The organism is Kitasatospora sp. NPDC056138 (genome assembly GCF_042264695.1).
In the GTDB taxonomy this organism is placed as follows: domain Bacteria; phylum Actinomycetota; class Actinomycetes; order Streptomycetales; family Streptomycetaceae; genus Kitasatospora.
The window spans coordinates 75,062-95,152 of the sequence record NZ_JBHJVK010000022.1; the positions used below are offsets into that span (position 1 = coordinate 75,062).

Genomic DNA, 20,091 nt, shown 5'->3' on the forward strand with positions numbered 1-20,091 from the left:
TCCCGGGCGCACGACGGGCGCACGACGGGAGTACGACGGGCGCACGACCCCGCCCGCAGGGCTGCCCGCCGCGGTGAAGCGGTTCACCGCGAACCGGCCGCCGCGGCGCCTTCAGTCCGCGTCGACCAGCCCGGCCAGCTCGCCGAAGGCCGCCCGGGTGGCCCTGGAGGGAGTCAGCCGCCCCCCGAAACCGGTGTCCTGCAGGCCCTCGTCGTACGGGATGGTGACGACCTCCCCGCAGAGCTCCGCGACCTCGGGCACCCGGTGCCCGGCGGGCCCGCCCCGACCGGGCTCGGTGTGCACCACCGCCACCACGCTGGAACGGGCCAGCGCCCGGTGGCCCTCCCACTCCAGGAGTTCCAGCAGTGCCGCCGTGTCCCGCAGGCCGTGCTCCGGGCCGTCCACGAGCACCAGGCGGTCGGCCGAGTCCAGCACGGCACGGACGTGGGTGTCGAGCGTGGGTGCCCGGCAGGTGGTGACCGTCGTGTCGTAGTACCCCCGCAGGGCGCTCAGCACCCGCCGGTACTGCCCCCCGGTCAGCCCTTCGTGGCGACGGCCCCCGCCGAGGATGTGCACCCCCTCCGGGCCGGGGCTCAGGTACTCCCGCAGCGCCGCCCATCCGGGCGCGGCTTCCTCCTCGGCCAGCCACCACAGTCCGTCGGACACCGTCGGGTGCCCCAGGGCGCTGAGGGCGTGGGCGCCCCGGCCCGAGTCCAGTGCGACCACCGGCCGGCCGCCGGAGCGGGTGAGCGCCGCGCCGAGCATGACGGCGGTGGTCGCCAGCCCGGTGCCCAGGACCGGCGCGAGCACGGCGATCCGGTGGAACCGGGTGGGCGGCGGCGGAGGCTCGACACCGCTGCCGGCCGCCCCGGCCGAAGCGGGCTGCGCGGCCTCGGTTGCACCGCCGCCGAGGACCGCCGGCGGCCGCGGCCCCGCCGACTGGTGGCCGTTCAGCAGCGCCCGGCCGCGCTGGGGCATCCAGGCCGTCAGCCGGGTGTCCTCGGCACCGGCCGCCAGGCGGCCCCGGAACTCCGCGACCAGCCGGTCCAGGCCGGGCCTCGTGTTCGGCTCCTCCCGGAGGCAGTGCGCGACGAGGGTGAGCCACCGGCGGTCCTGCACGGTCGGCTTGCCGACCATGTCGCCCCAGATGATCCGGTAGTCGTCGCCGTCCCGGGCGGCGGGGTCGTACTCCCGTCCGGTCGCGCAGTAGAACAGCACCTCCCCCAGGGTGTGCACCAGACTGCCGACCGACGACCGCAGCGGCCTGCGGAAGACGGCGTCCCACGACCTCTCGTCGCTGAGCAGGCGGGAGACGGCCGGGTCCCCCCGCCAGTCGGTGACCACGGGCGCGTCCCCGGTGACGACGATGCGGTCCAGGTCGAGCTGGACCGGGGCAATGCCGTTGTCCAGGACCCGGCGCAGCGCGAGCGCCAGGTGGAGTGCGAGGTGGTGCAGCAGCGCCGAGTTCAGCAGCGGCCCGCAGACGTCGACGAACTCGCGCAGGGTCGGCGCGGGCCGTCCGGCCGGGGTGAGCGGGACGGCGGTGGCCAGCCACGGGGCGAGGTCGTCCGTCCCCTCCGCGACCACCTTCGGGGCGTAGCGGGCCCCGACGCTGCGCAGGTTCCTGGCCTCGGCCCGGATCAGCCGGATGCGCTGCCGGTGGTCGTCGGGCAGGATCCGCAGGTTCACCACCGCGCCGCCGTCGTCCGCGCCGACGTACGCCCACTCCTCGGTCGCCGACCGGCCCAGCACCCGGTACGGCCCGGCGGCGCGCGGGTCCCCCGGTCGACGCGGGACCATCCGGCCCGTCGTGGCCAGCGCGGCGGCGGTCGGCGGGAGTTCGGCCGTCAGGGGTTCGGCCGGCGTGGGTGCGGCCGACGGGAGTCCGGCCGTCCGCTCCGCCGCGGCCCGGTCCGCCGACTCTCGCTCGGCCCGCTCCCGGGCCGCCGGCTCCCCGACTCCGAGGCGGTGCAGCAGCGTTCGGCCGGCCCAGGCGAACGGGCTGCCCGTGCGGTGCGGCCCCGGGCTGCCGCCGGTGTCCAGCCAGCTCGGGAAGTCCGCCGACCGGCCGACCAGTTCGTCGAGCAACCTGCCCACCCGGCCGCTGACGTCGAGCAGTTCGGCGGTCGGCACGGAGTCGAGCAGGACGTCCTTGACCTGTGCCGGGAAGTCGAACGTCCGGTGGGCGGCGGGCCGTTCGGCGGCAGGTGCGGTGGGGCGGAGCAGGCCGCCGAGGACCACCTCGGCGAGTGGAACGGTGTCGGCGGTGCCGAGCAGGGTCGCCTGGATCAGCCGCATCACCGGGACGGTGACCGGTGAGCGGGCGGCGAGGTGGGCGGCGAGGCGGTGGGCCGCGGGGGAGGCCGCGCGCTGGAAGCGCTCCAGCCGGAGCCGGGCGGCGGCAGCCTGGTCCGGCGGGGGCGCAGCGGCCGTCCGGCGGAGCGCGCCGGGGGCCGGGTGCGGTTCCCACAGCGGCAGTTGGGTCTCCCCGTTGGGCGCGGCGAGGAACCGGGACCAGTCGAAGAGGGCCGCCGGGGTGAGGTCGAGCACCGGGATCGGAACGCCGGGGCCGCCCTCGTCGGCGGTCTGCCAGTCCGCGTTGCGCGCGCCGGGGTACGAGGTCCGGACCGCGGCCTGCCCGGCGGCCAGTCCCGTGCCCGGCCACATCCGGCGCGGCAGCGCGTGCAGCACCGCGGTGGGACCCGAGGCGGCCCACCGCTGCAGGACGGTGTGCATCCGCCCGTCCCGCCAGGCCGCTCCGGCGCCGTCGCTGAACACCAGGAACAGGGTCTCGCCGGTGGGGTCGGCCAGCGTCGCGGGGTCGAGCGCGCCCGCCGTCCCGCTCCCGTACGGGCTGCGCACCAGGCGGACCCCGCCGGGCCCGCGCGTTCGCAGCCCGTGGACCCGCACGTCCCGGAAGGCGCCGCTGCGTTCGAGCAGCAGCCGCAGGTCGGTGACCGTCCGCTGCCAGATCAGCATCGAGATGCCGTCGTCCACCACCAGGTCGCAGCGGAGCCAGCGTTCCCGGGCCGGGCGGAGGACCACCTCCAGCACGCCGCCGTCCGCCGTGGCGGCCACCGTGGCCGCCTCGTCGACCTCGGTGTGGCGCAGGCTGGGGCGGTGCCGCTTGAGCGGACGCAGCGCGCGGCCGAGCGGCAACTGGTCCGGCAGGCCCTGGAACTCGGGGACGCGTACCGCTTGCAGCCGTGCGGCACCGGCCGGCCGGGCCGCCGCCCGGTCGGTGGCGTAGAGCGGCCGGGCGGGGGTGGTGGGGACCGGATCGGGCGGCGGCACCGGGCCGGTGGCGGCCGGTCCGGGCGGCGTGTCCCGCTCCGGTCCGGCCGGTGCGCCCCCGGCGGACCGGGGGTGCACCGCACCGGCCAGCGGGGCGCGGTGGTCGGCCGGCAGCCGGCGGGCCAGCCAGAGGGCGTCGAGCAGTTCCTCGGGGGCGAGTTCGACGCCACCGCTCGCCAGTGCGTCCAGGACCGACCGGAGTTCCACCGCCGCCCCGCCCTTCAGACCGCTCCGCCGAGCCTGCGCAGCACGGCGTCGAGCAGGGCGTCGGCGTCCAGGCCGATGCCGCCCTTGCGCAGGAAGACGGCGTTGAGCAGCTGGTCGGTGGCCAGCTCCCCCTCCGTGCGCCGGTCCAGGAAGGCGCGGAGCACGTCCTCCGCGCCGTCGAGCGCGTCGGGGCCCAGGTGGGCGGCGACGATGCTGCGCAGCCGGGTCTCGTCCGGGTCGGGCAGGTCCAGGCGCAGGCAGCGGCGCAGGAAGGCCGGCGGGAAGTCGCGTTCGCCGTTGCTGGTGATCACCACGACCGGGAACTCGGTGCAGCGGACCCGTCCGCGGACCACCCGGGTGCGGCGGCCGCCGCCGTCGGCGGTCAACACCTCCACCTCGGCCTCCTGCTCGGGGAGCCGGGCGAGTTCGGGGATCTCGAAGGCACCGTCCTCGAAGGCGGTCAGCAGGTCGTTCGGGAGGTCCACGTCGCCCTTGTCGAGCTCGTCCACCAGCAGGACGCGGGGTCTCGTCGCCGGGACGAGCGCGGTGCCGAGCGGTCCGAGGCGGAGGTAGCTGCCGATGTCGGGCTCTCCGCGGCCGTGCTCGCGCAGCAGGGTGCTCTCGCGCAGCCGTCCGATGGCGTCGTAGCGGTAGAGGGCCTCCTGGAGGGTGGAGCGGCTGTTCACCGGCCAGTGCAGGACCTCCCCGAGGCTGAGTTCGTGGGCGATGGCGTGGGCGAGCGAGGACTTGCCGGTGCCGGGGTGGCCGGTGACGAGCAGCGGGCGGCGCAGGTGGAGTGCGGCGTTGACGACGTCGGTCTCGGCCCGGTCGATCAGGTAGCGGCGGGCGGGTTCGCCGTCGGGCGAACGGCCGAAGCTGCGCCAGGGCGGGGCCGGGGGCATCGCGGGCGTCCGGGCCCGGCTGTCGCCGTGGAACAGCCACCAGTCGGGCGGGGTGTCGTCCTGGCCGTCGTCGACCTGGCTGTGCTGGCTCATCGTCCGCCGTTCCTCGTCGTTCGCCGCTCGCGCGTCATTCGCCGTCCTCCGTCAGGTAGGTGTCGTACAGGTCGTCCGGGTCGGTGAGTTCGAGCACGGGCGGCGGCGGCCGGCCCGGGTCCTCCCAGGCGAGGACGGGCCGCAGCGGGCGGGAGCGGTCGCCGAAGACCTCGGCCCGGTAGCGGCGGACGCGTTCGGGCAGGCCGAGGGCCGGGCCTCCGGGTGCCAGCGGGTCGAACTCCTCGGTGCGGACCGGGCCCTGGACCTGCCGGTCCCAGAGCACCACGGGCACGCCGAGCCGCAGGCAGTCGGCGGCGAAGGCGGCCCGGCGGGCGCGGTCCGGGGTGCGCAGGACGATCCGGGCCGCCTGCTGCTCGCGCTGGACCTCGCCGGTGACGTGGCGGCGCTCCTGGTGGCGCTCGTCCAGGTGCAGGACGTCCGCCGTGGCCAGGTGCTGCCAGCGGCGGCGCAGGCGCTTGGCGCGTTCCTTGGCCTGGACCGGAGGGAGCTCCCCGGCCAGCCGGACCACCATCCGGTAGGCGATGCCGAGGGGTTCGACGTCGGCGTACCGGTCCTGCGGGTCGGCGCTGTCCCAGTGCTCGACGGGCAGGCCGAGCTCCGGCTCGTCGAGGAAGATCTCGACCAGCGGTTCGTCGGGGGCCGGTTCGGCGGCCGGCAGGTCCTCGTCCCAGGTGGCCAGGACGGACCGGATGAACCTGGCCACCTCCGGCGGGCCCAGCGGGCCGGGGTCGGGGGCGGGGACCGGGCGCAGGACGCAGTCGCCGCTGTCGGCCCAGGCGGCGCAGCGGAAGCTGCCGTCCCCGCCCCGGCCGGCGTACTCGTAGCGGGTGAGGCTCACGGCTATCCGGGGGCCCGCGGTGCCGGCCGGGGCCGTGCCGGTCGGCGCGGGGGCGGCGGCGTGCTGGAGGTCGGCCCACTCGGCGGCGGCGGCGCGGTACTCGCCGAGCACCTCGGCGCGGACGCCCAGCCGGGCGGCCACCCGTTCGGACCAGGAGCGCAGCTCCTGGCCGCCCCGGGGCTCCCCGGCCCGGTCGGCCCAGGCCGCGCGGTACTCGGCCACGCGCAGCAGCGGCGGCACCCGGAGCACGCCGGGCTCGGCCACCGAGTAGCCTCCGGCGTGGCCCTCCAGCTGCTCGACCAGCTCGGCCACCGGACCGGTCGCGGCTCCGGCCGCAGGACGCGGGAGTACGGGCGGCATCCGGATCTCGGGGGCCGCGCCGCCGGCCGCCCGCACCAGCAGGGCCGGGTCGGTGTCCGCGAGGGCGTCGAGCAGCCAGCCGTGCTCGCCCGGCGAGAGCAGGGCGGTCGCCTCGGCGGAACGGCCGAAGGCCAGGAACTCGGCTGCCCCGCCGAGGCGTTGGGCGGTCAGGTACTCCACCAGGGCGGGCAGGGCGCGCGGTTCGGCGGCGAGCAGGCGGGCGAAGCCGTCCGCGTCGGGCCGCCAGCCCGAGGTGACCTGCCGGCCGCACTCCCGGGCGACGAAGCGGGCGGGAGTGCCCACCGCCTCCGGATGCGGCAGGAACTGCCGGACGAGCATGGCGAGCCGGCGCTGCGCCGGGCCGTCGGCCTCGGGGGCGCCGGACGGGAGCAGGGCGCTTGCCGCGTCCGGACCGAGGGACCGGTTCAGCTCGGCCGCGATGCTCTGCCAGGAGATCGCGAAGCTCCGGTCGTGGTAGCCGCGCCCCACCGTGCCCTCGGCGGAGCGGAGTTGGCCGACCACCAGCCCGACCACCGCCTCGTCGTCCTGCGACCAGAGCGGCCCACCGCTGTAGCCCGGGCCGATGACCGGCCCGCCGGTCGCCTCCAGGTCGAGGTAGCAGACGTCCGAACCGGTGAACCGGACCCGGGTGTCCACGTACGACATCGCGAGCCCGCTGCCGTACCAGGCGCGGACCTTCTGCTCGCGGGCCATCCGGCCCCAGCGCTGGGGCCGGACCTCCGCGGGCGGATCCGCGGCGAGCCGCAGCAGCGCCAGGTCGCCCAGCCAGCCGACAGCCCCCTCGGGGACCCGCCCGTTCTCGGCCGTGCGCGGCGGGATCCAGCAGTCGAGCCGGCCGTCGACCTCGATCCCGCCCGGGAAGGAGACGCGCAGGGTCACCGGCCCGGGGTGGCCGGGGTCGAAGCCCTTGCGGTGGAGCGCCATGTTGACCACGTGGGCGCAGGTGAGCACCGCCTGCTCCGCCAGGAGCACCGCACCGCCGCACACCTCGCCGCTGCGCACGTCGAGCACCGAGGCGTACGAGTCGAGCAGGGCCTGCTCACCTGGGCACGCCGAACTGTCGGAGCAGTCCATGCCCCCGGCTACCGCGCCGAGGGGACGGCCGAACCGAGCGGCACGGCACCGCCGTTGGCGGCGGGGCCGGCGGTGGCCGGGCGCGCCGGGAGCTGCCAGGTCGCCGAGACCTGCAGGCTGGACTCCCCGCTGCCGCCGACGATGCCCAGCTTGAGGTCGCTCCCGAACCGCACCCCGAACTCGACCGACACCGTGTCCGGCCGGTCCGGCACCTCGGCCACGGTGTCGTGCACCTCCTGCAGCAGCGGCACCAGCGGGCGCAGCGCCGCCCGCAGCGAGCCCTGTGCGAGCCTGGTCACCCGTCGGGCCCGCTGCTGCTCGCCGTCCTCGTCCGACCGGTCGTCCTCGGACTGCCGGCCCACCGCTCGGCCACCGGCCAGGCCGGGCGGCAGACCTCCGGCCGGCGCCGGGGCCGGCTCAGGCTCGGGCTCCTCCGCGGCCTCCGCCTGCTGCTGGGAAGCGGGGAAGGCACGCAGCATGACTGACGTGCCGTCAGTGAACGAGAACTCGAAGAACGACGACATGACCCCGATTCTGCCCACTCCCGCCGATCCCCGCAGCAAGATCAGCAAGATCACGCCGCCGGGCGTGCGGAGATCCGCGCCCGGGCGTGGATCTCCGGCACCGGACCGGTCGGACCCCGCCCGGACCTCCGGGGAACGGCGCGCGGGCACCGGTGCTCCGTGCACGGCTGCTCACGCGCCTGGCCGCCGGCCGGCGAGGTCCCCCCGGGGAAGCTCCCCGGCCTCGGCCGGGGTCGGCAGGCCGGACATCGGGTCGCGGGAACGGGCGAGGACCTGCTCGGGGGTGAGCCACAGGTCCTCGGGGCGGCGGCAGTTGCGGACGGCGGTCCAGGTGAGCGGGGCGGAGACGGCGGGCCGGGGCCCGGCGCGCAGCGAGTACGGGGCCGCGGTGGTCTTGGCGCTGCTGTTCTGCGACCAGTCGACGAAGACCCGGCCGGTGCGCAGCGACCTGTCCATCCGGTCCACCACCAGGTCGGGCCGGTGGGCGCGGAGCCGGGCGGCGAGGCGGCGGGCGTAGTCGGCGGCGGCCCGTTCGGGCACCGGGCGCAGCGGCACCAGCAGGTGGAGTCCCTTGCCGCCGGAGGTCTTGGGCCAGGCGCGCAGGCCGTCGGCGGCGAGTTCGCGGCGGGCGAGCAGGGCGACGGCGCAGCAGTCGACGATCGTGGTGCCCGGCCCCGGGTCGAGGTCGACGATCAGCCGGTCGTGCTCGGCCGGGGTGTGCCGCCACTGCGGGACGTGGATCTCCAGCGCACCGAGGTTGGCCACCCAGAGCAGGGTGGGCAGATCGGCGACGACGACGTGCCGCAGGGTCTCCTCGCGGTGTTCGACGTCGAGGGTGGTGAGCCAGTCGGGGGCGCCGGGCGGCACCCGTTTGGCCCAGAACCCCTCGCCGGTGACACCTTCGGGCAGGCGCAGGAAGGAGGCGGGCCGGCCGGCCAGGTGGGGCAGCAGCAACGGCGCGATCCGGAGGTAGTACTGCAGGGCGGCGGCCTTGGTCCAGCCGGTCCCCGGGTAGTAGACGCGGTCCAGGTGGGTCAGCCGCAGTCGCCGTCCCTCGATCTCGGTGACGGTGGCGGTGGGGTCCGGGGCGGCGGCCACCGGTCACCGCCGGGGTCCGGGGGTGCGGCCGGTGTCCGCCCAGGTGAGCAGTTGGCGGGCGGTCCAGGTGGTGACGATCCGTTCGGGGCCGAGTCCGGCGGCCTCGGCCCTGGCACAGCCGTACGGCTGCCAGTCGAGCTGGCCGGGTGCGTGGGCGTCGGTGTCGAGGGCGAACAGGCAGCCCGCCCCGGCGGCGAGTTCGAGCAGTCTCATGGGCGGATCACGGCGCTCGGGGCGGCAGTTGATCTCGACGGCGGTGCCGGACTCGGCGCAGGCGGCGAACACCCGCTCGGCGTCGAACCGGGACTCCGGCCGGGTCTTCCCGTCCCGTCCTCCGCCGATCAGGCGGCCGGTGCAGTGGCCGAGGACGTCGGTGCGCGGGTTGCGGACGGCGGCCAGCAGCCGGCGGGTCATCGGCATCGGCTCCATCCGCAGCCCGGAGTGCACGGAGGCGACCACCACGTCGAGTTCGTCGAGCAGTTCGTCCTCCTGGTCGAGGCTCCCGTCGTCCAGGATGTCGCACTCGACACCGGTGAGCAGCCGGAACGGCGCCAGTCGCGCGTTGATCCCGGCCACCACGTCGAGCTGCCGGCGCAGCCGTTCGGGGCTGAGGCCGCGGGCGACGGTCAGGCGCGGCGAGTGGTCGGTGAGCACCGCCCAGGAGTGGCCGAGGTCGCGGGCGGTCCGGGCCATCGTCTCGATCGGGCTGCCGCCGTCCGACCAGTCGGAGTGCAGGTGGCAGTCGCCGCGCAGGGCCGCGCGCAGCTGCTCGCCCCCGGTGGCGAGCGGCTCGGCGGCGCGCTGCTCCAGGTCGGCGAGGTAGCCGGGGGTGCGGCCGGCGGCGGCCTCCGCGATCACACCGGCCGTGGTCGGCCCGATGCCCTTGAGCCCGGCGGCCCGAGCAGCCAGAGTGGAGACATCGGGATCGGCCGCGAGCCGGGCCCGGACGGCCTCGGCGGCGTGCCGGAAGGCCTGCACCCGGTAGGGCGAGGACTGCTCGCGCTCCAGCAGGAAGGCGATCCGCTCAAGCGCCCGAACGGGGTCCATGTGGCGGAAACTGCCCGGTGCGGTAGCCGGGGAAACCCGGTTTCCGCAGCTCGCGCGGGGGCACCGGTACATCTGGAGGCGTCCATCCGGGGGATCCATCCGGGGGGCTAGGAGGAACGGCCATGCACGACCCCGCCAGCACGCAGCACCGGTCCGGCGGCATCCCTCCGCTCGCCCTGGAGACGGATGTCCTGCTGCGCGAACTCTCCCACCTGCACCGCACCCGCCACGAGACCTTCCTGTACGGCTCCGAGGAGGCGCTGCACCGCCACACCCTGCGCACCGGTCAGCTGGAGGACGAGTACCTGCGGCGCTTCCCGCTCCGCCAGGTGACCGCCGGCCGGACCAGGAACGGCGCCCGCGCACGCGAGGCCGCCGCCCGCGCCGAGGCGCACCCGGAGTGAGGCCGACATGCCCATCGCAACCGTGAACCCCGCGACCGGCGAGACCCTGGAGACCTTCGAACCGCTCGGCCCGGCCGAGCTGGAACTGCGCCTGGCCAGGGCCGGGGCCGCCTTCCTCGACTACCGCCTCACCTCCTTCGAGTACCGGTCCCAGCTGCTGCGCCGGGCCGCCGACGTCATGGACGCCGACCGGGAGCAGCTGGCCCGCACGGTGACCACGGAGATGGGCAAGCCGCTGGCCCAGGCCTCGGCCGAGACCGCCAAGTGCGCGCGGGCCCTGCGCTGGTACGCCGACCACGGCGCGGCACTGATCGCGGACGAGCTTCCCGGCGAGGACGACGTCGTGGACTCCGGCGCCACGGCGGCGTACGTCCGCTACCGGCCGCTCGGCGTGGTGCTGGCCGTCATGCCGTGGAACTTCCCGCTCTGGCAGGTGGTGCGGTTCGCGGCACCCGCGCTGATGGCGGGCAACGTGGGCCTGCTGAAGCACGCCTCGAACGTGCCGCGGACCGCGCTCGCCCTGGAGGAGGTGTTCCGCCGGGCCCAAGCGCCCGAGGGCTGCTTCCAGACCCTGCTGATCGGCTCCGGCGCGGTCGAGGCGGTGATCCGGGACCGCCGGGTGGCGGCCGTGACCCTCACCGGCAGCGAACCGGCCGGCCGCTCGGTCGCGGCCGTGGCGGGCGACGAGCTGAAGAAGACCGTGCTGGAACTGGGCGGCAGCGACCCGTTCGTGGTGCTGCCCAGCGCGGACCTGGACGCCGCCGTCCGGACAGCGGTGAAGGCCCGTACCCAGAACAACGGGCAGTCCTGCATCGCGGCGAAGCGGTTCATCGTGCACTCGGACGTCTACCCGAGGTTCACCAGCGAGTTCGCCAAGGCGATGGGCGCGCTGCGGATCGGCGACCCGATGGCGCCGGACACCGACATCGGCCCGCTCGCCACCCGGCAGGGACTGGCCGACCTCTCCGCCCTGGTCACCGACGCGCTCGCGCACGACGCCGTCGCCGAGTGCGGCGGAGACCGCCCGGACGGGGAGCTGGGACGGGGCTGGTACTACCCGCCGACCGTGCTCACCAAGATCACCCCCGCCATGCGGATCCACCGGGAGGAGGCGTTCGGACCGGTCGCCACGGTGTACCGGGTGGACAGCCTGGACGAGGCGGTCGCACTCGCCAACGACAGCCCGTTCGGGCTGAGTTCCAACGTGTGGACCACCGATGCGGCCGAGCAGGAGCGGTTCGTCCGCGACATCGAGGCGGGCGGCGTCTTCTTCAACGGCATGACCGCCTCGCACCCGGCCCTGCCCTTCGGCGGCATCAAGCGCTCGGGCTACGGCCGTGAGCTGGCCGGGCACGGGATCCGCGAGTTCTGCAACGCCACCACGGTCTGGCTGGGGCCCGCGTAGCCGGCCGTACGGGACGGCTGTCCGGCCGCCCCGCCCCCGTCGGCCGGCGGGGGCGGGGCGGTCGTTCACCCGACGGGGTTCGCGTGACGGGGTTCGGGAGACGGTGTTCAGGAGACCGCGCGCAGGCGGCGGCGCGGGCGGGCGACCTCCTCCAGGGCCTGCCGGAGCTGGTCCCGGGTCATGGTGGAGCGGCCCTGGATGCCCTGTTCGGTCGCCATCCGGTACAGCTCGGTCTTGCCGAGCGCCGACAGGTCCTGGCCGGCCGGTGCCCGCTTCGCCGCGCCCGCCTTCTTCGCGGCGGGTGCGTTCTTGGCGGCGGCCTTGTCCCGCGCGACGGGCGGGTGCTTCGCGGCGGGCGGGTGCTTGGCGGCGGGCGGGTGCTTCGCGGCAGCCACCTCCGGCTGCGCCACGGACCGCTGCCCGCTGCTGTCCTCCCCGGCACCGGCCTGCCGCAGGCTGCGCTGGAGCACGTCCATCAGGTCCACCACGTTGGTGGACTCCGGCGCCGGGGCGGCCGCCACGGTCTCCCGGCCGGTGAGCTTGGCCTCGACCAGGTCGCGGACCTGCTCGCCGTAGGTGTCGTGGTAGGCCTCCGGCTCCCAGTCGATGCTGAGCGCCTCGATCAACTGGCAGGCGGTGGCCAGTTCCTTCTCCCGGGGTGCCACCTCGCCGGGCAGGTTGTCCACCTCCCGGTGCGGGTCGCGGACCTCCTCCGCGTAGTGCATGGTCTGCAGCACCAGCAGGTCCGCCTCCGGCCGGACCGCCGCCAGGTACTGCTTGCCGCGCATCGAGAAGGTCGCCAGCCCCGCCCGCCCGGTCTCGGTCATGGCCCGCAGCAGCAGCCCGTACACATTGGCGTACTCCTTGCCGCGCGGCCCGAGGTAGTACGTCCGGTCGAAGAAGATCGGGTCCACCTCCTGGAACCGGACGAAGCCGCTGATCTCGATCGACCGGGAGCGTCCCGGCGCCAGGTCCTCCAGCTCGGCGGGTTCGAAGACGACGTACTCGCCCTCGGCCACCTCGTAGCCCTTGACGATGTCGCCGTACGCGACCTCCTTGCCGGTGCGCTCGTTCACCCGCAGGTTGCGCACCCGGTCGGAGGTTCCGCGCTCCAGCTGGCGGAAGTGCGGCGAGTGGTCCTCGGTGGCCGCGTACAGCCCCACCGGAACGGCGACCAGCCCGAAGCTCAGGGTGCCGGTCCAGATCGGTCTGGCCATGGTGGGCCTCCTCGGTCCGCCGTCCGCGCTCCGCGGCGGCGGGCTCCGGCCGCGCGGCTCCGGCTGCGCCGCCGAAGGCGCGGTTCGCCGCTGTCCATGGTCCGTCGCCGCAGGCCGATCGGCCACTCCTCCGCACGACGGCCGGGCGGCGGGGGGACGGCGGCCGGGCGCACTCTGGAGGGGTGAGCACATCCGCGCGCGCGTCCGCCGGACCGGGGCCGCTCCCCGACTCGCTCAGCCCGATGCTCGCCACCACCGGCACCCGCCGGGAGTTCGGCGGTGACTGGATCCTGGAGCGGAAGCTGGACGGCGTCCGCGCCCTCGCCTACCGCGACGGCGAACGGGTCCGGCTGGTCAGCCGCAACGGCAAGGCGCTGGAGGACGGCTACCCCGAACTGGTCGCCGCGCTGGCCGCGCAACCCGTCCGGCGCTTCGTGGTGGACGGCGAGATCGTCGCCCTCGACCACGGCGTGCCCAGTTTCGAACTGCTCCAGCGCCGGATGCAGTTGCGCGACGCCCGCCGGGTCAGGGCGACCGGCGTGGAGGTCACGTACTACCTCTTCGACCTGCTGCACCTGGAGGGGTACGACACCACCCGGCTGCCGCTGCGCTCCCGCAAGAAGCTGCTCCGGCAGGCGATCCGCTACGGCGGACCGCTGCGCTTCACCGTCCACCGCAACGGTGACGGTCCGGCGCCGCTCGCGGAGGTCTGCGCCCGGGGCTGGGAGGGACTGATCGCCAAACGCGCGGACAGCCCGTACGTGCAGCGGCGCTCCCCCGACTGGCTCAAGCTCAAGTGCTCGGCCGCGCAGGAGCTGGTGATCGGCGGTTTCACCGGCCCGGCGGGCAGCCGGGTCGGCTTCGGCGCCCTGTTGCTGGGGCACTACGCCGACGGGCTGCTGCACTACGCGGGCAAGGTCGGCACCGGCTTCGACACCGCCACTCTGCACCGGCTGCGCGCCGTCCTCGACGCCCTGACCCGGCCCGACCCGCCGTTCGCCGAGCCGGTGCCCGAGCGCACCGCCCACTGGGTGCAGCCCACGCTCGTCGCCCAGGTCGCCTTCAGCGGGTGGACCCGCGACGGCCGGCTGCGCCATCCGCGCTACCTCGGTCTGCGCGGGGACAAGCCCGCCGACGAGGTGGTCCGTGAACCGTAGGACCCGTCCCCAGCCCTCGGTCCACCATCGCTGAGCTGGGAGAATCCGCTGGATCGCAGAGCGATCGAGCAATGACCGCCGTCCGGGAGCAGCGCATGGACAAGCAGCAGCCACCGTGTCCGCACTGCGGGTACCACCCCGGCCCGGACCGTGCACCGGACCCCGGCCGCACACCGGACCCCGGGAACGGGCGGGTCGAGGACTGGCGGTCGGTGCTCGGCCAGGACTTCGCCCGGACGACCGCACGGCAGCGCCGGCGCGGGCTGGCGGTCATGCTCGTCTGCTGCGTGGCGCTGGTCCCGTGGATCGCCTTCCTGGCGGAGACGCTGCCGGTGCACTACGAGTCGCGGCAGTGGCGGCTGGCCTGGGTCGGCTTCGACATAGCCCTGCTGGCGGCACTGGCGGCCACCGCCTGGGCGGGGTGGCGGCGCAGACAGCTGATCGTCCCGTTCGCCCTGGCCTCGGCGGTCCTGCTGCTCTGCGACGCCTGGTTCGACGTGATGCTCGCCTGGGGCACGGACGATCTCCGGTGGAGCCTGGCCTCGGCCGTCCTGGTCGAACTCCCGCTCGCCGGTCTGCTGTTGAACCGGGTCCGGGTGATCATGAGGATGACACTGAAGGTCTACTGGCACCGCGCCGGCCTCCCCGGCGATCCGCCGCCCCTGCACCGTGCCCGGCTCTTCTCCGCCACCGTCGACCACCACCCGTCCTGACCCGGCCGCCGGGCCGCCGGGCCGCCGATGTCCGGGGCCGCGAAGAGCGACACTGAGAGCATGGACGAGTCGCACCGGCCGGCGAAGGGGGACATCTTCACCCCGCCCGTGGTCGTGCGCCCACCGACCCGTGGCGCGCGGCCCTACCGCCGGGTAGAGATCTACGGACGCCTCGTCGGCAAGGCCTACGGCGAGGCCGACGTGGCCGAGTTCATCCGGCAGGCCGGAGTGGACGACCCCGATCTGGACGATCCGGCCCTGGTCGGCTGGCGCGGCGGCGACCGGACCACCTGGTCGGCGGAGCCGAAGCCCGCGAACACCACCGCGACCGGGACCGCACCCGACGACGGCACCGGCGACGACACCGGCACCGGCACCGGCACCGGCACCGGCACCGAACCGGACGGCGAGCGCGATCGCGGGAGCGCGGCCGGAGCCTCCGCACAGCCCGAGCGCACACCCGCTAGCGGATCCGAGGGCCGAACGGCGCCCGAACCGCCTCATGTTGCGTAACGTTCCGGGGACGCTTCCGACTGCGGTTAGGTATGCACCAATTCCCACATCTCTGCATAACTTTGCAGTCGTGCCCAGGCGAGGCGCGGAGCATTGCCACATCACTATGCAGAAGAGCGCGATTCAATACCGATTCCGGCAAAGTCTCAAGTAATCCTCAAATCTCAGCCACCCACTTCAACCTGCACGGACTCAACGACCAACCACAGCAACCGAATTGACGCCGCGTGTCGCCGACTATTCGACCAAATGGCCGCAGCTGAAGATAACTATTCGGAGTCATGGGCTGTTCGCCGGGAATCCCAGCCGCCTAGCCTTGGGCAACTCTCAACCCCCTGCCATCACCCGAGAGGTCATCTCCCCCATGGCACATGTTGACCAGATCGCCCCTTCAGACTCCCCACCGACCGGATCCTCGTCAGGCGGCCGCTCCCTGCGCCGCGAGGTCGGTCTGATCGGGCTGCTCTGGGCCTCCGTCGGTTCGATCATCGGATCCGGATGGCTCTACGGCGCCAAGAACGCCGTCGTCGCGGCAGGTCCCGCCGCGATCATCTCCTGGGGCATCGGCGCGGTGGCCATCGTGCTGCTCGCCTTCGTCCACGCCGAGCTGGGCGGGCTCTTCCCCGTCGCCGGCGGTACCGCCCGCTACCCGCACTACGCCTTCGGCGGTCTGGCCGGTATGTCCTTCGGCTGGTTCTCCTGGCTGCAGGCGGCCACCGTCGCCCCGATCGAGGTCGAGGCGATGATCGGCTACGCCGGTCACTGGGAGTTCGCCAAGGGCTTCCTGAACGACAACGGGACCCTCACCGTGAGCGGATTCGCGGTCGCGGTGATCCTGATGGGCGTCTTCGTCGCGGTGAACTTCCTCGGCGTCCGCGTGCTGTCGCACACCAACAGCGTCGCCACCTGGCTGAAGATCTTCGTCCCGCTGTTCACGATCTTCGTGCTCGCCGCCACGCACTTCCACGGCAGCAACTTCACCTCGCACGGCTTCATGCCGTTCGGCGCCAAGGGTGTGCTGACCGCGATCAGCACCAGCGGCATCATCTTCGCCCTGCTCGGCTTCGAGCAGGCGATCCAGCTGGCCGGTGAGAGCAAGAACCCCAAGCGGGACATCCCGCGTGCGGTGCTCGGCTCGGTGGCCATCGGCACCCTGATCTACACCCTGCTGCAGGTGGTCTTCATCGGCGCCCTGCCGGCCTCCGCCTTCGCCAAGGGCTGGGCGAACCTGGACTTCCCCGGCATCAGCGGTCCGTTCGCCGGTCTCGCCACCGTGGTCGGCCTCGGCTGGCTCGCCGTGGTGCTGTACTTCGACGCCATCGTCTCTCCCGGCGGCACCGGCCTGATCTACACCACCTCCACCTCGCGCATCTCCTACGGCCTCAGCAAGAACGGCTACGCGCCGCAGCTCTTCGAGCGGGTCGACCAGCGCGGTGTGCCGTGGTTCGGTCTGATCATCTCCTTCGTCACCGGCGTGATCTGCTTCCTGCCCTTCCCGAGCTGGCAGGAGCTGGTCGGCTTCATCACCTCCGCCAGCGTGCTGATGTACGCGGGCGCCCCGCTGGCCTTCGGTGCGCTGCGCCGCCGGCTCCCCAACCGCGAGCGCTCCTACCGACTGCCCTTCGGCGACTTCATCGCTCCGCTGTCCTTCGCGGTCGCCAGCCTGATCATCTACTGGACCGGCTGGCACACCCTGGTCCGCCTGGGTGCCGCCATCGTGATCGGCTACGTGCTGCTCGGCTCCTACGCCGCGTACGCGACCAAGAAGGGCCTGCCGAACGCCCCGCGGCTGGACTGGCGTCCGGCGCAGTGGCTGCCGGTCTACCTGCTGGGCCTCGGCGTGATCTCGTGGCAGGGCGGTTTCGGCGACGGCACCGGCAACCTGCCGATGTGGTGGGACATGGCCGTGGTCACGCTGTTCTCCCTGGCGATCTACCACTGGGCGATCCGCGTCGCGCTGCCCGCCGATGCGATCGAGCAGAACATCGAGGACGTCGAGGTCGTGGACGAGGGCGGCCACTGACCCCCGACCACTGACCCGGACGGCTGCCCCCGGCTGTCCGCGATCCGGGACCGAGCCCGGCCGGTGCCCTCCTTCGGGAGGGCGTCGGCCGGGCTCCGGCATACCTGCCGCCCGCAGCGCTCCCGGTCGGGAGCGCTGCGGTTGTGGGAGTGGCCGGTCGGTGCTCAAGCGGAAGCGGCCACAGCGGGAGCCGCCACCGGCCCCGCCGGCACGCCTGCACGCCTGCACCCGGCTCATCTGCAACCGGCGGGCCTGCACCGCGAGGGGACCCGCCCTACGAGTCGTCGCCCGGGAGGCGGACGGACTGGGCGTGGTGGAAGACGTCGTAGGGATCCCACTGCGCCTTCACCTGCTGCAGGCGCGCGTAGCCCTTCCCGTAGTAGAGCTGGTGCCAGGGCTGGTCCGAGGTGTTGAACTCCGGGTCAGAGAGGTCGACGTCGGGGTAGTTGACGTAGCAGCCGTCGGTGTTCGGCGGGGGCAGCGGGAGGGTCGGGCTCGCGACGGCCGGGACGCCGCCGGTGGGCTGGTAGACGTCCCGGTAGAACCGCCGGATCCAGCTCAGGTGGTAGTCGGCGATCCCCGGGTCGATCTCGGCGTCCTGGTAGTCGTAGACGCCGTCGCCGTTGGCGTCCTCGCCCCACGTCCAGTACGCCTGGTACTGGAGTTTCAGGATCGACGAGCGCTGCGGCACGGCCGTCGCGTCGGAGGGGATGTCGTTGACCGCGCCGCCGTAGGAGTCGACCTGGAGCAGGGCGTCGGGGTTGCGGTAGTCCGGGTCGGTGAGGTTGCGCAGGATCGCCTCGATCTGGTGCTCGGTGAACCCGGCGGTCATGTACGCCGACTTGTACTTGCCGCACCGGTTGGGGCCTGAGCCGTTGAGGCTCTGGGTGGCGGTGAGCCAGGGCAGCCGGGTCGGGACGAACAGCGCGCCCTGCGGGGGGTGTTCGCCCATCGGCCGGTCGAGCGGGGTCTCCTCGAGGTCGTCCTCGCCACCCGACCTGAACCCCTCTGTCAGCCAGTCGAGGAAGAGCTCCAGGCGCGCCACCGAGTCCTCCCTGGTGGCGTCGAGCTGGACGACCAGGCCGACCTGGCCGTTGCTCATGTGCGTGAGCTTCAGCAGGGCGAACATGTCCCGCCAGTCGTACCGCCCGATGAACCCGGGCCCTTCGCCGCTCCGCTCGTACTCGAAGAACTCGCCGAAGCGGCGCACCAGTTGCCGGAAGCGGTCGGGCCGCTTCCGGAAGCCGTCCCAGTCCCAGGCGACCGACCGGAGCAGCACCTGGGACGGCGGCGAGGGCAGGTCCCGGAACCAGTAGCGGGTGATCACGCCGAAGTTGCCGCCTCCGCCGCCGGTGTGGGCCCACCAGAGGTCCACCAGCGTGTCGTCGGGCGAGTCCCGCCGGGCGATCGTGACCCGCGGGTTGCGGCCGTCCTCGACGGTGACCACCTCCACCGCGTAGAGGTAGTCCACGGTCAGGCCGTGCAGCCGGGAGAGCAGGCCGTAGCCGCCGCCCGAGATGTGGCCGCCGAGGCCGACCGAGTAGCAGGAGCCGCCGGGCAGGGCGAGGCCGGTCGGCCGGTAGAGGTGGGTGGTGCTGTGCCAGTTGGTGGCGCCCGCCTCGATGCAGTACGCCTCCATCTCCCGGTCGTAGTGGACGCCGCTCAGCTGGCTCACGTCGATGATGACGCCGACGTCCTCCGCGGAGACGAAGTTCTCGTAGCAGTGGCCGCCGGAGCGGACGGCGATCCGGCGCTGCGGGCGCCCCGGGTCGGCGAGGTGCCGGCGCAGTGCGTCCACCACGTCGTCGGTCGTCGCGGCCACCACGATGCGGTCGGGATCGGCGATCCAGCGCTGGTTGAAGCCGCGACGCAGGGCGTCGTAGCGCTCGTCACCCGGTACGACCTCGACCGGACCCACATGCATGGCTACTCCCGGAGTACGACTGAGACGACTACGAACCGACACGGAACGCTATCACTCGAATACCATGTGTCACTCCCCCGATCGGGTGAACCGACCGCGGGCCGACCGATCCGTTGACAGCACGGCGGGGGCGCGGCGATGCTAAGCAAGCGCTTAGTCAGACACCATCGGCAGCCACCATCAGCCGTCCGCCCTCCGCCGCGGCCACCCAGACGAGGTACCCAGATGAGCGACACCCCCGAGGCACCCCCCGGTCTCGACCTCGCGCGACTGCGCGAACGGCTCGACGCCGAGCTGCCCGGCACCGTACGCGGCCCGCTGCGCGCACGGCTCTTCGAGGGCGGCAGGTCCAACCTCACCTACCTGCTGGAGGACGGCGCCACCCGCTGGGTGCTGCGCCGCCCGCCGCTCGGCCACGTACTGGCCACCGCGCACGACATGGCGCGCGAGCACCGGGTGCTGACCGCGCTCCACCGGACCCGGGTGCCGGTCCCGCAGCCGCTGCTGCTGGTCCGGGACGAGGCGGTGATCGGCGCGCCGTTCTACCTCATGGAGTACGTGCCGGGCACCCCGCACCGGGACGCGGCCGCGCTCGCCGCACTCGGGCCGGATCGGGTGCACGCCCTCGGCCTGCACCTGGCGGACACCCTGGTCGAGCTGCACGCCGTCGACCCGGAGGCCGTCCGGCTGGCGGACTTCGGCCGTCCCGACGGCTTCCTGGAGCGTCAGCTCGGGCGCTGGGGAAAGCAGTTGGACGCCTCCCGCAGCCGCGAGGTGGCGGGCATCGACGAGCTGCACGGGCAGCTGTCCCGCAGCCTGCCGGTCTCCCCCGCGCCGGCCCTGGTGCACGGCGACTACCGGCTGGACAACGTCCTGGTCGGCCCGGACGACCGGATCACCGCCGTACTGGACTGGGAGATGTCCACCCTCGGCGACCCGCTCACCGACCTCGGGCTGCTGGTGATGTACACCGAACTCGCCCGCCGGTACGACGGCATCCTGCCCGGCGCGGCCCTCGCCGAGGGCTTCCCGGACACCGCCGGGCTGGTCGGCCGCTACGCCGCCGGCTCCGGGCGGGACGTCTCGGCGCTCGGCTGGTACGTCGGCTTCGCCTCGTTCAAGCTGGCCGTGGTGCTGGAGGGCATCCACTTCCGCTTCACCCGGGGCGGCACGGTCGGCACCGGATTCGACCGGGTGGGCGAACTGGTGCCCGCCTTCGTGCAGTTCGGCCTCACCTCGCTGAAGGAGCGGTGACC

15 protein-coding genes are annotated in these 20,091 nt (G+C 74.1%); 7 read left to right on the forward strand and 8 right to left on the reverse strand.

Annotated features, from left to right (window positions below):
• Positions 1-111: 111 nt before the first annotated feature.
• From ACFC1R_RS16310 to ACFC1R_RS16335, 6 genes are all read right to left on the reverse strand, one after another.
• Entirely contained in the window at positions 112-3,501 is a 3,390-nt protein-coding gene (locus ACFC1R_RS16310; protein ID WP_375938978.1) for an SAV_2336 N-terminal domain-related protein, read from the reverse strand.
• A 14-nt stretch (positions 3,502-3,515) separates the two neighbouring features.
• The gene (locus tag ACFC1R_RS16315) at positions 3,516-4,496 is read right to left on the reverse strand and encodes an AAA family ATPase (RefSeq protein WP_375938980.1); all 981 of its coding nucleotides are present in this window, start codon (positions 4,494-4,496) and stop codon (positions 3,516-3,518) included.
• Positions 4,497-4,530: 34 nt separating this feature from the next.
• Positions 4,531-6,810 carry a trypsin-like peptidase domain-containing protein gene (locus tag ACFC1R_RS16320; RefSeq protein WP_375938982.1) on the reverse strand — a complete coding sequence of 760 codons (2,280 nt, stop codon included), beginning with the start codon at positions 6,808-6,810 and terminating at the stop codon, positions 4,531-4,533.
• Between the two features lie 8 nt (positions 6,811-6,818).
• Complete coding sequence (locus ACFC1R_RS16325; RefSeq protein WP_375938984.1) at positions 6,819-7,334, reverse strand: CU044_2847 family protein; 516 nt, start codon at positions 7,332-7,334, stop codon at positions 6,819-6,821.
• 171 nt (positions 7,335-7,505) lie between these two features.
• Entirely contained in the window at positions 7,506-8,432 is a 927-nt protein-coding gene (gene ligD, locus ACFC1R_RS16330; protein ID WP_375938986.1) for a non-homologous end-joining DNA ligase, read from the reverse strand.
• A gap of 3 nt (positions 8,433-8,435) precedes the next feature.
• Entirely contained in the window at positions 8,436-9,479 is a 1,044-nt protein-coding gene (locus tag ACFC1R_RS16335) for a PHP domain-containing protein (RefSeq protein WP_375938988.1), read from the reverse strand.
• A gap of 122 nt (positions 9,480-9,601) precedes the next feature.
• Here ACFC1R_RS16335 and ACFC1R_RS16340 point away from each other — a divergent pair, with 122 nt between their 5' ends.
• Positions 9,602-9,883 carry a DUF6158 family protein gene (locus ACFC1R_RS16340; protein ID WP_375938990.1) on the forward strand — a complete coding sequence of 94 codons (282 nt, stop codon included), beginning with the start codon at positions 9,602-9,604 and terminating at the stop codon, positions 9,881-9,883.
• A 7-nt stretch (positions 9,884-9,890) separates the two neighbouring features.
• Entirely contained in the window at positions 9,891-11,288 is a 1,398-nt protein-coding gene (locus ACFC1R_RS16345) for an NADP-dependent succinic semialdehyde dehydrogenase (protein WP_375938992.1), read from the forward strand.
• A 107-nt stretch (positions 11,289-11,395) separates the two neighbouring features.
• On the opposite strand, the gene ACFC1R_RS16350 is transcribed toward ACFC1R_RS16345, so the two are convergent.
• Entirely contained in the window at positions 11,396-12,505 is a 1,110-nt protein-coding gene (locus tag ACFC1R_RS16350; RefSeq protein ID WP_375938994.1) for a Ku protein, read from the reverse strand.
• A gap of 242 nt (positions 12,506-12,747) precedes the next feature.
• On the opposite strand from ACFC1R_RS16350, the gene ligD (ACFC1R_RS16355) reads away from it, so the two are divergent.
• The 4 genes from ligD (ACFC1R_RS16355) to ACFC1R_RS16370 all read left to right on the forward strand — a co-directional run bounded on the left by ligD (ACFC1R_RS16355) (position 12,748) and on the right by ACFC1R_RS16370 (position 16,911).
• Positions 12,748-13,662, forward strand: coding sequence for a non-homologous end-joining DNA ligase (ligD, locus tag ACFC1R_RS16355; protein ID WP_375939042.1), 915 nt, complete (start codon positions 12,748-12,750; stop codon positions 13,660-13,662).
• Positions 13,663-13,757: 95 nt separating this feature from the next.
• Positions 13,758-14,375, forward strand: coding sequence for a hypothetical protein (locus ACFC1R_RS16360; protein ID WP_375938996.1), 618 nt, complete (start codon positions 13,758-13,760; stop codon positions 14,373-14,375).
• 60 nt (positions 14,376-14,435) lie between these two features.
• Positions 14,436-14,888 (forward strand): hypothetical protein, encoded by a 453-nt coding sequence (locus tag ACFC1R_RS16365; RefSeq protein WP_375938998.1) that lies wholly within the window; start codon positions 14,436-14,438, stop codon positions 14,886-14,888.
• Between the two features lie 364 nt (positions 14,889-15,252).
• Positions 15,253-16,911, forward strand: a complete 1,659-nt coding sequence (locus ACFC1R_RS16370) for an APC family permease (RefSeq protein WP_375939000.1) — start codon at positions 15,253-15,255, stop codon at positions 16,909-16,911.
• 274 nt (positions 16,912-17,185) lie between these two features.
• On the opposite strand, the gene ACFC1R_RS16375 is transcribed toward ACFC1R_RS16370, so the two are convergent.
• Positions 17,186-18,835 (reverse strand): FAD-dependent oxidoreductase, encoded by a 1,650-nt coding sequence (locus ACFC1R_RS16375; protein WP_375939002.1) that lies wholly within the window; start codon positions 18,833-18,835, stop codon positions 17,186-17,188.
• 225 nt (positions 18,836-19,060) lie between these two features.
• Here ACFC1R_RS16375 and ACFC1R_RS16380 point away from each other — a divergent pair, with 225 nt between their 5' ends.
• Positions 19,061-20,089, forward strand: coding sequence for a phosphotransferase family protein (locus ACFC1R_RS16380; RefSeq protein ID WP_375939004.1), 1,029 nt, complete (start codon positions 19,061-19,063; stop codon positions 20,087-20,089).
• The last annotated feature ends 2 nt before the right edge of the window (positions 20,090-20,091 follow it).